Source organism: Flavobacterium sp. HBTb2-11-1 (genome assembly GCF_009826975.1).
In the GTDB taxonomy this organism is placed as follows: domain Bacteria; phylum Bacteroidota; class Bacteroidia; order Flavobacteriales; family Flavobacteriaceae; genus Flavobacterium.
Genome location: NZ_WUMO01000004.1, coordinates 396,516 through 411,250, shown reverse-complemented (window position 1 = coordinate 411,250; position 14,735 = coordinate 396,516). Strand labels below are relative to the sequence as shown.

General features: G+C 34.3%; 13 protein-coding genes. 8 read left to right on the top strand and 5 right to left on the bottom strand.

The window, feature by feature from the left end; translation table 11 throughout:
• Positions 1–251: 251 nt before the first annotated feature.
• A complete protein-coding gene (locus GR162_RS11190; protein ID WP_160782214.1) occupies positions 252–1,349 on the bottom strand; it encodes a slipin family protein in 1,098 nt (365 codons plus the stop codon).
• Positions 1,350–2,235: 886 nt separating this feature from the next.
• On the opposite strand from GR162_RS11190, the gene GR162_RS11185 reads away from it, so the two are divergent.
• From GR162_RS11185 to GR162_RS11150, 8 genes are all read left to right on the top strand, one after another.
• Entirely contained in the window at positions 2,236–2,850 is a 615-nt protein-coding gene (locus GR162_RS11185; protein WP_160782213.1) for a hypothetical protein, read from the top strand.
• 185 nt (positions 2,851–3,035) lie between these two features.
• Positions 3,036–4,073 carry a YafY family protein gene (locus GR162_RS11180; protein WP_119792238.1) on the top strand — a complete coding sequence of 346 codons (1,038 nt, stop codon included), beginning with the start codon at positions 3,036–3,038 and terminating at the stop codon, positions 4,071–4,073.
• 221 nt (positions 4,074–4,294) lie between these two features.
• Positions 4,295–4,753 carry a MarR family winged helix-turn-helix transcriptional regulator gene (locus GR162_RS11175; RefSeq protein WP_160782212.1) on the top strand — a complete coding sequence of 153 codons (459 nt, stop codon included), beginning with the start codon at positions 4,295–4,297 and terminating at the stop codon, positions 4,751–4,753.
• Between the two features lie 58 nt (positions 4,754–4,811).
• Positions 4,812–7,202 (top strand): 3-hydroxyacyl-CoA dehydrogenase/enoyl-CoA hydratase family protein, encoded by a 2,391-nt coding sequence (locus GR162_RS11170; protein ID WP_160782211.1) that lies wholly within the window; start codon positions 4,812–4,814, stop codon positions 7,200–7,202.
• 103 nt (positions 7,203–7,305) lie between these two features.
• A complete protein-coding gene (locus GR162_RS11165) occupies positions 7,306–8,487 on the top strand; it encodes an acetyl-CoA C-acyltransferase (RefSeq protein ID WP_160782210.1) in 1,182 nt (393 codons plus the stop codon).
• A gap of 128 nt (positions 8,488–8,615) precedes the next feature.
• The gene (locus GR162_RS11160) at positions 8,616–8,966 is read left to right on the top strand and encodes a four helix bundle protein (protein ID WP_160782209.1); all 351 of its coding nucleotides are present in this window, start codon (positions 8,616–8,618) and stop codon (positions 8,964–8,966) included.
• A 51-nt stretch (positions 8,967–9,017) separates the two neighbouring features.
• Positions 9,018–10,808, top strand: a complete 1,791-nt coding sequence (locus GR162_RS11155; RefSeq protein ID WP_160782208.1) for an acyl-CoA dehydrogenase family protein — start codon at positions 9,018–9,020, stop codon at positions 10,806–10,808.
• 309 nt (positions 10,809–11,117) lie between these two features.
• A complete protein-coding gene (locus tag GR162_RS11150) occupies positions 11,118–12,134 on the top strand; it encodes a glycoside hydrolase family 18 protein (RefSeq protein ID WP_237421352.1) in 1,017 nt (338 codons plus the stop codon).
• 45 nt (positions 12,135–12,179) lie between these two features.
• Here GR162_RS11150 and GR162_RS11145 read toward each other — a convergent pair whose 3' ends face one another.
• The 4 genes from GR162_RS11145 to GR162_RS11130 form a co-directional block, all read right to left on the bottom strand.
• Positions 12,180–12,671: a hypothetical protein gene (locus GR162_RS11145; protein WP_008468509.1), complete on the bottom strand. Its 492-nt coding sequence runs from the start codon at positions 12,669–12,671 to the stop codon at positions 12,180–12,182.
• A gap of 81 nt (positions 12,672–12,752) precedes the next feature.
• Complete coding sequence (locus tag GR162_RS11140; protein WP_066033964.1) at positions 12,753–13,667, bottom strand: transporter; 915 nt, start codon at positions 13,665–13,667, stop codon at positions 12,753–12,755.
• 42 nt (positions 13,668–13,709) lie between these two features.
• Entirely contained in the window at positions 13,710–14,228 is a 519-nt protein-coding gene (locus tag GR162_RS11135) for a DUF4251 domain-containing protein (protein ID WP_160782206.1), read from the bottom strand.
• A 4-nt stretch (positions 14,229–14,232) separates the two neighbouring features.
• A complete protein-coding gene (locus GR162_RS11130; protein WP_202393929.1) occupies positions 14,233–14,658 on the bottom strand; it encodes an META domain-containing protein in 426 nt (141 codons plus the stop codon).
• Positions 14,659–14,735: the final 77 nt, after the last annotated feature.

Below are 14,735 nucleotides of genomic sequence, written 5' to 3'. Positions count from 1 at the left end.
TTGATAGTACAAAGGTTAACTACTACTGCGCAGTTATTTTGCGTAGATTTTTTATTTCTCGCAAAGTCGCTGAGTCGCGAAGTTTTTTTAAAGGTATTAAACACAAAGTTTGTCATTTCGACGGAGGAGAAATCTTCGCGAGAAGCTTTACAAAGATTGGCTTTTTGTTACGGAGTTACTTGTGGAGATTTCTTCTCCGTCGAAATGACAAAATAATGTAACAATATTAATCACGAACATTTGCGGTAGCGTTATTTCACAAAAATTTCTTTCAATTGACTGATTACGTTTCCACCGCCCGAAATCGTAATTTCACCAATTTTATCAGCAATTTTTTCTACATATTCCATCTCTTTCAATTTCCACAACATTTCATTTTCTTCCATAAGCTTTGCTGTATTTAACAAACTTCTTGTTGCGGCAGTTTCCTCTCTCCTCATAATGCTATTTGCTTGCGCTTTCTTCTCAGCAACCAAAACCTGATTCATGATTTCTTTCATATCTCCTGGCAAGATTACATCTCTAATTCCTGCATCTGAAATTACTAAACCTAAATCTTTAATTTTAGTTTTTGCCTCTTCTAAAATAGCATCTGCAATGACGTCTTTTCTAGTCAATAATTCGTCCAAGGTCAAACTTCCAATAAAGGCCCTTAAAGCCAATTGCATCGTAACATACAATTGTTTTTCGAAATCTTTGTTATCAACCAAAGCTTTCAAAATATCTACAAGTTGGTATCTTACAAAAAAGTTGATTCGCAATCCTGCCTTATCTTTGGTTAACAATTCTTGACCTGAAATTTCAACTTGTTGTTGTCTTGTATCAACTGTTTTAACTTCGATCGTGATTGCATTATTCCAAAAATAATGAGTTCCAGATTTTAATTCTTTTATAAAAGTGCCATTTACAAACAACAAAGCTTTATCATTGCTTGATACAACGTATTTTCTTGTAAAGAATCTCAATTTAGCATTTTCTAATAAATTAACTCCGATATCTTCTGTAATTTCAATTTTAGATAAATCTGCTTTTATGAACTCATTTTTTACAATTCCTTTCCAAAAAGCGTATTTTCCTGGCACTAAAACTTCTTTGAAATTTCCTTTAACGAATTGCAAAACAATTTCGTTATCGGCAACCTCAACAATTTCTAAAAGTGAATTTAATATTTCATTTTGCAATAAAATATCCAATTCAAAAGGCGCTTGAAAAGATCCGTTTAAATCGTAAATCATTACATTTTTGCTTCCGATAATCCAGTGCAATCCTTCTTCAATCACTTTTATTAATTTTCTATTTTCGAACACCAAGCCCACTTGGAATGCTTCGATTTTAATTCTTTTAATCATGGCTATATTTTTATTTTTTTGTTTTGTTTGATTCGTTGGTTTTGTTTCAAGTTTCAAGTTGTGAAATCTGTAAACTTCTATTTATTACTTCTTTCTTCTATTCTCTTATAATTCTAAATAAAAAAACTTCATTGCCTTTCTCCCCTGAGAAAAACGGACGGATAGTTTGTCCTTTGGTTGTCTAGATTGTTTACGATTTTATTTTATTGAGAGAATCTTTAAATTCTCTTAACAATCAAACCGAAAAGAAAACAAGCATTTCAAAATACATTGCTACTCGTACAGGCTTTATCAGAGTGTGAAATTTCAGATTCGAAAATCTTGATTGCACAGACAAAGACAAATCAGTTTTTTTCCTAATGGTCATCTTTTTAAGAGTGATGGTCTCTGGAAATGCAGATTTTTAATCTGCTGACTTACCAATTCGTCCAATCAACCTAAGTTGATGCAGGATTCGAACCTGCAAATTTCTATTACTCTACCGGGCTGAGCTACTGCACTACTGTAGATGGGATTCGAACCCATGACACATAGATTGTGAGATAGTTTTTTGGAAAACTACCAAAACCTCCAAACCAAGCTGCATAGAAAAACATAATACGCTTTCGCGAAAAGTCTGCTACAATGGTGCTATACAGAAACACCCAACAAGGCTTGTTTGATATTTTATTCAAAGTTTCCTTTGATCATTTCAATTTGTAAAAGAACTTATTTTTAGTTCTGAGCAAAGATTTCAAGACTAGTACGCAGTTATTTTGCGTACTGAAATTTTTGTTTCATTTTTTAGAAATACGATTTGCTTTATTTCCTGAACAAAGATTTCAAATCCACTACGCAATTATTTTGCGCAGTAAAAAAAGAATTTTAAATTTGAGTAAAAAACAAGATGAATTTAAAAGAAATTTATTCTGATCTACTCTCTAACATTGGCTTTTCAGCAAATGAAATTCAGCAAAACTGGCTGGATTTAGAAAAGGCATATTCCAAAAAATCAAGGCATTATCATAATCTCACGCATTTAAAAGAAATGATTGAAAGTTTTGAAGTTTATCGAAATAAACTCGAAAACCCAAACGAAATATTATTTTCTATTTTTTATCATGATTTTGTGTATTCGGCTTCTAAAAAAGATAATGAACTCAAAAGTGCTGAATATGCTTTGTCTGTTTTACCTGAAAATGTCAATCTAAATAAACAATTAGTTTTTGATGCGATATGCGCAACACAACAGCATCAGCAAAATACAATTGAAGATATTAATTGGTTAATCGATTTTGATTTAAAAATTCTCTCCAAAGATTGGGAAGATTACAAAATCTATTTTGAACAAATTCGGAAAGAATATCGCATTTATCCTGATTTTCTGTACAAACCCGGACGTGCAAAAGCGTTGAAACATTTTTTGGAGAACGAGTTTATTTTTCAAACGGATGAGTTTAAGAGTTTGTATGAGAAAAAAGCAAGAATTAATATAGAAAAAGAGATTTCATTATTAACGTAGAGACGCAATTCATTGCGTCTACACAACCAATATATCCACAATGTGTTAGAACGCACAGCAATGATGATCCACAATGATTATCCAAAACGAATATCCGCAACGAATATCCGCAACGAATATCCATAACGAATATCCACAATGTTTAGACGCAATGAATTGCGTCTCTACGTTTAAATAACGCAAAAATGTCACAAAACAAAAACGCCTTAATTCGGTACAAGACAATCGATAAATGCCTTCAGAATAAATACCGACAATGGACACTCGAAGATTTAATCGAAGAATGTTCTGAGGCTTTATTTGAATATGAAGGACGCCAAAACCCAATCAGCAAACGAACGATCCAAATGGATATTCAATTAATGCGAAGTGAAAAACTCGGTTACAATGCACCAATCGTGGTTTATGATAAAAAGTATTATAAATATGAAGACGAAGATTTTTCGATAACCGATATTCCGCTGACAGAAACCGATATGAATGTTTTGACAGAAACCGTTTCCATGTTGAAGCAATTTAAAGATTTCTCCTTATTTAATGATGTCTCGGATATTTTGCAGCGATTAGAAGATAAAATCTATGCCGAAAAATCGCATACAAAGCCGGTTATTTATTTGGATAAAAATGAAAAACTAAAAGGACTGCATTATCTGGACGAAATCTATCAGGCGATTATTAAGAAAATGGTTCTGATTATTACGTATAAATCTTTTAAATCTGCTGAAGAGACGAAATTCCATTTTCATCCTTTTATCTTGAAAGAATTTAATAATCGCTGGTTTTTAATCGGAAAGAAAAAAGCATCACAGCCTATTACCAATTTGGCTTTGGACAGAATCATTTCTATTGACTACGATTTTAATCATCCATACTTAGAAGAAGATTTTGATGCCGACATTTATTATAAAGATGTAATTGGCGTTACCGTAAATTCAGGTTTAAATGCAAGACGTATCGAATTATGGGTCGATGCTTCGAATGCGCCTTATGTACTTACCAAACCTTTGCATACTTCTCAGCGATTAATCAAAGAAAATGAAGACGGCAGTATTATTATACATATATATGTAGTACCAAATTATGAAATGGAACGTCTTCTGTTAGGTTTTGGAAGCTGTTTGGAGATTTTAAGACCAGAAGGTCTTAGAAATCGTATGAAAAAGATACTTCAAGACGCTATTTCACGCTATGATCCAAAAGAAACGACTGAAATAAATGCATAATTTTTTACAGAATACAGAATTAAATGCGTTTTAAAAACTAAAAAAGGATTTTTACAGCATTAAAAATGTTAAAATCTAAAAAAAGAATAGTATATTACACTTAAAATAAACAACCAAAACCCTCTAAATCAGGGATATTTTATAACTAACCAAAAAATTATTAAAAAATTATATGCATGCATAGTATTTTTTAATTATATTTGAAATCGATATAGTTACCTATGAAAGACAAAACGATAGATTATATTTTGAGAGCAACATGGCAAGCTGTTTCAAGAATGTATAATGAAGAAGCTGCTAAATACGATGCAACAATGGCAACCGGATTCGCTCTTTTAAGTATGGACAAGGAAGAAGGAACTCCGTCAACGGCTCTTGGCCCAAGAATGGGAATGGAAGCCACCAGCTTAACAAGAACATTAAAATCTATGGAAGAAAAAGGTTTGATTGTTCGCAAAAAGAACCCTAGTGACGGAAGAGGCGTTTTAATCTATCTGACGGAATTTGGAAAAGAAAAAAGAGATTTATCTAAAAATACAGTTCTGAAATTTAATGAAACGGTAAGAAAACATGTTTCGGATGAAAAGCTGAATCATTTTATCGAAGTTGCTGAAATCATCAACGAATTAATTCAGGACAAAAACATATTTAATCAAACAGAAAACGCAGAAAACGAATAGTATTTCATCAGACAAGAAATAATTCGAAAACTGCAAAAAAACAAACAAGTAACAAATTATGAAACGCACAATCAAAAAAGTTGCTGTAATTGGATCCGGAATTATGGGTTCGGGTATAGCTTGTCATTTTGCCAATATTGGTGTTGAAGTTTTACTGCTTGACATCGTTCCTCGCGAGTTGACAGAAGCTGAAGCTAAAAAAGGATTAACGCTTGAAAGCAAAGCCGTTCGCAACCGTGTGGTAAATGACCATTTGGCGAACTCATTAAAATCGAAACCCTCTCCTATCTACAGTCAGAAATTTGCAAGCAGAATCACGACTGGAAATACGACAGACGATATGGCAAAAATTGCCAATGTTGACTGGATCATCGAGGTTGTTGTAGAACGTTTGGATATTAAGAAACTAGTATTCGAACAAATCGACAAATTCCGCAAACCGGGAACTTTGGTTACTTCAAACACTTCAGGTATTCCAATTCACTTTATGAGTGAAGGAAGAAGTGAAGATTTCCAACAGCACTTCTGCGGAACGCACTTTTTTAACCCTGCGCGTTACTTAAAATTATTTGAAATTATTCCTGGTCCAAAAACTTCAAAAGAAGTATTGGATTTCTTAAACGAATACGGTTCTAAATTCTTAGGAAAAACTTCGGTTGTTGCTAAAGATACTCCGGCTTTTATTGGAAATAGAATTGGTATTTACGGAATTCAGAGTTTGTTCCATTTGGTTAAAGAAATGGGATTAACGATTGAAGAAGTGGATAAATTGACTGGACCAGTTATCGGTCGTCCAAAATCAGCTACTTTCCGTACAGTTGACGTTGTTGGTTTAGATACTTTAGTACATGTTGCTAATGGTATTTACGAAAACTGCCCGAATGACGAACAACACGAATTGTTCAAACTTCCTGATTTCATCAACAAAATGATGGAAAATAACTGGTTAGGAAGCAAAACTGGACAAGGTTTCTACAAAAAAGTGGATAAAGATATTCTTTCTTTAGACTTAGATACATTAGAATATAGAGCTGCAAAAAAAGCAAATTTTGCAACTTTAGAATTAACTAAAACTATCGATAAACCAATTAATCGTTTTAAAGTTTTAGTAAAAGGAACTGATAAAGCAGGTGAATTCTACCGTAAGAGTTTCGCTGGAATGTTTGCTTACGTTTCTAACAGAGTTCCTGAAATCACAGACGAATTCTACAAAATTGACGACGCTATGAAAGCTGGTTTTGGATGGGAAAATGGTCCATTCGAAATCTGGGATGCTATTGGTGTTGAAAAAGGAATTGAAATCATGAAAGCTGAAGGTTTAGAGCCTGCTGCATGGGTAAACGAAATGTTGGCTTCTGGAAGCAAAAGTTTCTATACTGTAAAAGAAGGAGCAACTTATTTCTATAACATTCCAACAAAATCACAAGTAAAAGTTCCTGGACAAGATTCATTCATTATTCTGAACAACATTCGCGAAAGCAAAAAAGTTTGGAGCAACAGCGGTGCCATTATTCAAGATTTAGGAGACGGAATCTTAAACTTAGAATTCCAATCTAAAATGAATACCATTGGCGGTGACGTTCTTTCTGCGATTAATAAAGCAATTGAATTAGCTGAAAAAGAGCATCAAGGTTTGGTTATTGGAAACCAAGCGGCGAATTTTTCTGTTGGAGCTAACATCGGAATGATTTTCATGATGGCAGTTGAGCAAGAATATGACGAATTGAACATGGCAATCAAATTGTTCCAAGATACGATGATGCGCGTTCGTTATTCTTCAATTCCAGTTGTAGTTGCGCCTCACGGAATGACTTTTGGTGGTGGATGCGAAATGAGCTTACATGCTGATAAAGTTGTGGCAGCTGCAGAAACGTATATGGGATTAGTTGAATTTGGTGTTGGAGTTATACCTGGTGGTGGTGGTTCTAAAGAAATGACTTTAAGAGCATCTGATTTATTCCGTAAAAATGATGTGGAATTAAACGTTCTTCAAGAGTATTTCTTAACAATCGCTATGGCTAAAGTTTCGACTTCTGGTTACGAAGCTTTTGACACTGGTCTTTTACAACACGGAAAAGACATTATCGTAGTAAACAAAGATCGTCAGATTGCTGAAGCTAAGAAACATGCTTTATTAATGGCTGAAGCTGGTTACACGCAACCAATCAGAAGAAACGATATTAAAGTTCTAGGAAAACAAGCTTTAGGGATGTTCTTAGTTGGAACGGATCAAATGGAAGCTGGAAAATACATCTCTGAACACGACAAGAAAATCGCTAACAAATTGGCTTACGTAATGGCTGGTGGTGATTTATCTGAAGCAACTTTAGTATCTGAACAATATTTATTAGATATCGAACGTGAAGCTTTCTTGAGTTTATGTACAGAGCGTAAGACTTTGGAGAGAATTCAATACATGTTGACTAAAGGAAAACCGCTTCGTAACTAGAAAAATAGATAAAGAAGAAAGAAGCAAGAGAAAAGACAAAACTCTGTTTTGAAATCTTGCTTCTTGCATCTTTCTTCTACCAATCTTAAAAAACAAAAAACAAATGAAAACAGCATATATAGTAAAAGCATATAGAACAGCAGTTGGAAAAGCTCCAAAAGGTGTTTTTAGATTTAAAAGACCTGATGAATTAGCTGCGGAAACCATTCAGTTTATGATGGACGAACTGCCTAATTTTGACAAAAAACGTATTGATGACGTTATGGTAGGAAATGCCATGCCGGAAGCAGAACAAGGTCTTAACGTTGGTCGTTTGATCTCTCTTATGGGATTAAAAGTAGAAGACGTTCCTGGAGTGACAGTAAACCGTTACTGCGCATCTGGTTTGGAAACTATCGGAATGGCAACTGCTAAAATACAGTCTGGAATGGCAGATTGCATCATTGCTGGTGGTGCAGAAAGTATGAGTTATATTCCGATGGGAGGTTACAAACCAACTCCAGATTATAAAGTTGCCGCTGCAGGTCACGAAGATTACTACTGGGGAATGGGTTTAACTGCCGAAGCGGTGGCTAAACAATACAATGTTTCTAGAGAAGATCAGGATGAGTTTGCTTACAATTCTCACATGAAAGCTTTAAAAGCGCAAGCAGAAGGAAAATTCGACAAACAAATCGTTCCCATTACTGTTGAGCAGACTTTCATTAACGAAAATGGTAAAAAAGAGACGAAGTCATATGTCGTAAACAAAGACGAAGGTCCAAGAGCAGGAACTTCTAAAGAAGCTTTAGCAGGTTTAAAACCCGTTTTTGCTGCTGACGGAAGTGTAACCGCTGGTAACTCTTCTCAAATGAGTGACGGTGCTGCTTTCGTTTTAATCATGAGCGAAGACATGGTAAAAGAATTAAATCTTGAGCCAATTGCACGTTTGGTAAACTTCGCTTCTTCTGGTGTTGAGCCAAGAATCATGGGTATCGGACCTGTAAAAGCAATTCCGAAAGCCTTAAAACAAGCAGGATTAACTTTGAACGATATTGAATTAATCGAATTAAACGAGGCTTTTGCTTCTCAAGCTTTAGCAGTAACTCGTGAATTAGGTTTAAATCCAGATATCGTAAACGTAAACGGTGGAGCAATTTCACTAGGACATCCTCTAGGTTGTACTGGTGCTAAACTTTCTGTTCAGTTATTTGATGAGATGAAACGCAGAGGAAATAAATATGGAATTGTTTCTATGTGTGTGGGTACTGGGCAAGGTTCTGCGGGGATTTACGAGGTTTTATAAGACTTTTTAGAGGAAAGAAGCAAGAGGAAAGACTTTCTGTTTGGGATGAAAAGTTAGTCTGAAATGGATTTTTAAAAAGTAGTAAAAAACCTACATTTAATTTTTCTTCTTATCTTGCCTCAAAAAACATGAAACACAATTTCAAGAATTTGAAAATTTGGATTTTAGCTATGGAAATTACAAATGATATCTATAAACTAACATCTACTTTTCCAAAATCAGAAACCTATAGTTTGGCAAATCAAATGAATCGATGTTCTGTTTCAATGCCTTCTAATATTGCTGAAGGCTCTAACAGAGGGAATAAACACTTTCAACATTATTTGAATATTAGTTTAGGCTCGTCATTTGAATTACAAACACAATTGTTGATAGCTTGTCAAAACGACTATTTAACAAAAGAAAAAACAGAAAAATTAGAAAACAAAATAATTGAATTTCAAAAGATGACTACAGGCTTCATCAATAAGTTAGGTTAAAATCTTTCTTCTTGCTTCTTTCATCTTTCAAATCTAAAAAACAAAAAAGTCATGAGCGACAAAACAAGAGGAGGTCAATTCCTAGTAAAAGAAACAAAATGCGAAGATATCTTCACACCAGAAGATTTCTCAGAAGAGCAGTTAATGATGCGTGACTCTGTAAAAGAGTTCGTTGACAAAGAATTATGGGCGCATAAAGATCGTTTTGAGAAAAAAGATTATGCGTATACAGAAGCTTCTATGCGTAAGGCTGGAGAACTTGGACTTCTTGGAGTTGCAGTTCCAGAAGAATACGGCGGATTAGGAATGGGATTTGTATCTACAATGTTGGTTTGCGACTACATTTCTGGAGCAACGGGTTCTTTCTCAACTGCTTTTGGTGCTCACACTGGAATTGGAACTATGCCAATTACACTTTATGGTACTGAAGAACAAAAGAAAAAATACGTTCCGAAATTAGCTTCTGGAGAATGGTTTGGAGCTTATTGCTTAACGGAACCAGGTGCAGGATCTGACGCTAACTCAGGAAAAACTAAAGCGGTTTTATCTGAAGACGGAACTCATTATCTAATTACAGGACAAAAAATGTGGATTTCAAACGCAGGTTTCTGCAGCTTATTCATCGTTTTTGCTCGTATCGGAGATGATAAAAACATTACAGGTTTCATCGTAGAAAACGATCCTTCAAATGGAATTTCTATGAATGAAGAAGAGCATAAATTAGGAATCCGCGCTTCTTCTACTCGTCAGGTTTTTTTCAACGAAACAAAAGTTCCTGTTGAAAACATGTTATCTGAAAGAGGAAACGGTTTCAAAATCGCGATGAATGCTTTAAACGTTGGTCGTATTAAATTGGCTGCGGCTTGTTTAGATGCACAAAGAAGAGTTACTTCTGGAGCTGTAAAATATGCTAACGAAAGAATTCAGTTTAATACTTCTATTTCATCTTTTGGAGCTATCCGTTCTAAATTAGCTGAAATGGCAACTAATGCTTACGCAGGAGAAAGTGCTTCTTACCGTGCGGCAAAAGACATCGAAGACAGAATCGCTGCTCGTGAAGCAGAAGGAACTTCTCATCAAGAAGCAGAGTTGAAAGGTGTTGAAGAATATGCAATCGAGTGTTCTATTTTGAAAGTTGCGGTTTCTGAGGATGTTCAAAACTGTTCTGACGAAGGTATTCAGGTTTTTGGTGGAATGGGATTCTCTGAAGATACTCCAATGGAAAGTGCTTGGAGAGATGCTCGTATCGCTCGTATTTACGAAGGTACAAACGAAATCAACAGAATGCTTTCTGTAGGTATGCTGATCAAAAAAGCTATGAAAGGACACGTTGATTTACTAGGACCAGCAATGAAAGTTCAGGAAGAATTAATGGGAATTCCATCTTTCGATACTCCAGATTACTCTGAATTATTCTCTGAAGAAAAAGTAATCGTAGCAAACTTGAAAAAAGTTTTCTTAATGGTTGCTGGAAGCGCTGTTCAAAAATACGGACCAGAATTAGATTCTCACCAACAGTTATTAATGGCTGCTGCTGATATCTTAATCGAAATCTACATGGCTGAAAGTACAATTTTGAGAACTGAGAAATTAGCTAAAAAAGAAGGTGAAGATAAAGTTCAAGAGCAAATTGCTATGGCAAAATTATACTTGTACAAAGCGGTTGATATCGTAAACTTAAGAGGAAAAGAAGGAATTGCTTCTTTCTCTGAAGGTGACGAACAACGTATGATGTTAATGGGACTTAAACGTTTCACTAAATATACTAACCTGCCAAACGTGGTAGCGTTAAGAGAAAAAATTGCAGAAAAATTAGTTGCAGAAAATTCATACTGCTTCTAATTTCAAAATAGTTTTTAGCTTTTAATTTGTTATAAACCCGTGCAAGTCCGAAACTGCACGGGTTTATTTTTTTTAATATGCTTATCGAAAGATATTTCTTATATGGCGCAATATTTTTGCAGATATTTGCAAAATATTTGTTAAAATTAGCTTATAGACTCATACGGTATAGCTAAACATAAAATGCATTACAGTATATTTAACATTCTAAAAACTATAAAAACAAAATAAATGAAACAAATTAACCTAATTGCATCATTTTTATTGTGCTTTTGCTTCACAGCTGTCTTCGCACAAAAAAATAAAAAAATGGACATTATTGCTTATTACACTGGCGATTCTCAACTTATTGATAAATATGAAGTTGGAAAATTAAACCAGATTATTTTTAGCTTCTGCCATTTAAAAGATGGAAAACTAAGTGTTGATTCTGCCAAAGATTCTATCACTATCAAACATTTAGTTTCTCTTAAAGCAAAAAATCCACAGTTGAAAATCATTGTATCTCTTGGAGGATGGGGAGGCTGCGAACCTTGTTCACAAGCATTTTCAACTGCTGAAGGACGCTTAAAATTTGCAAAGTCTGTAAAGGAAGTAAGCGATTATTTTAAAATTGACGGTTTAGATTTGGATTGGGAATATCCATCGATTGAAGGACTTCCAGGACATTTATATCAACCTGCTGACAAACCTAATTTTACAGAACTAATCAAAATATTACGTTCTACTTTAGGTAAAAAATATGAATTGAGCTTTGCTGCAGGAGGCTTCCAAAAATGTTTAGATGAATCTATTGACTGGAAAGCAGTTGCTCCATTTGTTAATCGCATTAATATCATGAGTTACGATTTAGTAAACGGATATTCAAAAGTTACTGGTCACCACACGCCTTTATACAGCACAAATCCGAAAGAAGAATCTACAGATAGAGCCGTTGAATTTTTATTGAAACTAGGTGTTCCTGCTGAAAAATTGGTAATTGGAGGTGCATTTTATACTAGACAATGGAAAAATGTAGAAAACATCAATAACGGATTATACCAAGCAGGAGAGCACTTTCAAGGTGTTGACTTTAAAAACTACGCTACAACATACACAGAAGCAAACGGCTGGAAATATTTTTATGATGAAAAAGCTCAAGCACCATATTGGTACAATGCATCAACTAAAACTTTTGCTACATCAGATGATTTAAAATCTATCAGAGCTAAAGCGGAATATGTAAAAGCGAAAAAACTGGGCGGCATCATGTTCTGGGAACTTACTCTAGACAGTTTCCGCGACGGAATGGTAAATGAGATTTACAAAGTTAAAACTGAAAAATAAAAAAAGGGAATCAAATTGATTCCCTTTTTTTTTAAAACGAATATTTTACATCGTTTTAGTTTTATTTTTGTCCATTTCACCAATAAACGGAATTGCTTCTAAAATTTCGCTTCTTATTATAGTTTGAAGATAAACCTCAAGCTGAATAAACTTTGCCGCGTTTATTGAACCAATTGCTTTTTTTGCCTGATTATAAGTCTTAGAATAAAGCTTCTCGTAATCAACGTGGTTTTTTAAAGTAGCCTTTGCCAACTCATCAGCTTTTGCATCTGTTAAAGTTTCATAATTAGCTGCATAATCATTTAATAGTTGAAACTTTGTCTGCCCTAAGGCTTTTCGCGACGTTTCATAATCATCATAAACTTTAGTGAAAGCAGCGGCTTGTGCATCAGATAAGTTCATGTACTGTTTTACCAGATCTGCTTTAGATTTTCCATAAACACTTTGTACTACTTCTAAATCTTCTTTATAAGAAGACTGTGCATAAGATGAAAACGAGGCTGCCGCCATGATAAGAATAAGTCCTAATTTTTTCATAGTTTTAATTTTAAATTTGTTTTTAAAAATATATGCATACTCAAATATACTGATTTTAAACACTTTAAATAAAATAACATTTTAAAAGAAAGAGTATTGGTAAACTGCTGAAAGCGCATAATAATTTAGTCCGTTGTTGGTATACGCCCCAATATGATATTGAAATCTAATGGATTGCCCTTTTGCAATTGGAGTAGAAAAAGTTCCTCCTACGCGCCAGTTATCAATCTGGCTATCATCCGAAACGCCATCAGTAATAGTTCGACCTCCAAAAAACCAAGTCGTATTGAAGCCAACCCACATTTGATTTTTAAAATAATAGCTTGCATGCGCCTGAAGGCTGTAGGTTGGTTTTTGCTCTAATTTTTTTCCTAGATAATCATTATTATCCGTATAAAACCAAACCCCGCCATAGGCCTCAGCATACACATGAGCAAACCGTTTCGATACTCCTATTTCTGGCTTGAAAGCCCATCGGTTTGTTCCAATATTTACTTGTTTATCTCCATAATATCTTCCTGTTGGGATTGAAGTAACCAAACTGACTCCAAGAATTGTTTTTTGCTCAAAACTTCTGAATTCAGATTTATCAAGTGCAGGAGAACCTAGCAAATTAATGCCAAAACGTACTTTCATATCTGCAAAACCAGTTCTTGAGCCAGTAACCAGCTGATCACTAACTACAGCAGATCCATCCATAAAAGTAAAAGGCAGTCCAACCTGTATACGAGCCAATTTATTTGCCAATCCAAACGTTCTAATATAATTCACAGCCATATTATGGCTTTGAAGTGTAAAATCTTTTATAGGTAGAGAAGGATCTGTAAGCACATTTCCATTTATAAAAACATAACCTGCAGCAATTACATTTAAATCTTTAGGAACATTAGCATACGCTCGAGGTTCCAAATCCTGAGCAGATAGGGACAACACACCAAAAAAGAAAACCAAAAGCGAAAACTGCCACTTTACTAACCAAAAAAAGATTCTTACCATATATTCAGACGAATTTGTGACAAGTTTACCCCATGAATTATATCATTGTTTCTCCGCTGTTTTGGGAGCATATATTATTCCATCATAGCTAATTGGGCCTCTATTATTACTACTGACAGAAAGTGTTGTGCTTCCGTTATAAAAGATAGAAAACAGTAAATCATAAACATCGCTTTTCCCTCTTACTGTCGCTTTTAGAATAGTATTATTCTTTTTACTTTCAACTCTAATATTTTCGGGTTTGCCTTCAAATTTTATTCCGCCATCACTATTGTATCCCACATTATAACCACGTCCAAAAAAAGGAAGATCACAAGTTGTACTATCAGCTTTAAACTTTAAAAAATATGTATTATAGTCCAGCTGAATTAATCTCCCTCCTTGTGGCGTTGCTTTTTGAGCTTCGAAAACAAAGTTTTGAGAATCTATAAGTTTCTTAATTTCATTTTGTTTCTGTAACTCTCTTTCTTGTTTGAGTTCTTTTTTTGATTTTTCTTGTGCTGAAACTGAAAAGTTTAGAACACTAACTAAAAAAAGTAAAGCAGATAATTTCGTTTTCATAGCATTATTTTTTAGTGAAACGCATCATGGCAATATCTCCAGAAATAAAATTCAATGTTTTGCCATCATCTGTTATATCATATGATGTAATTTTTTGCAGTGTACTCATGTAAGCCTGCTCCCCTTTACCGCCATCCAAACACATCATCTTGGTTACGGCCATGGGTTGCGTAAAATCAATTTTGCTGCCAGTCACATTCAGTTTTCCAGTGTATGAATTACAGCTGTTGTTTCCGGATACCCTATTCTCTTTAATGCTAAAATTTATGGTTGGCTTTTTATTTGGATATAATGCATCAAAAGTTTGTGCATCCGAGATATAATTCAATTCCCAAGTTCCATCAAGCTTAGAAACTGCATCCGTTTTTGCGCATTTACAAGAAATTAAAAACGAACTAAAAAAAACGAGGGTAAAAATCTTTTTCATCATAACATTAAGAATTAAATGTGAGCGAATTAGATAAGTGGTTTTCAGAAATTATTCGTTAAAAACCTATACGAATTTAA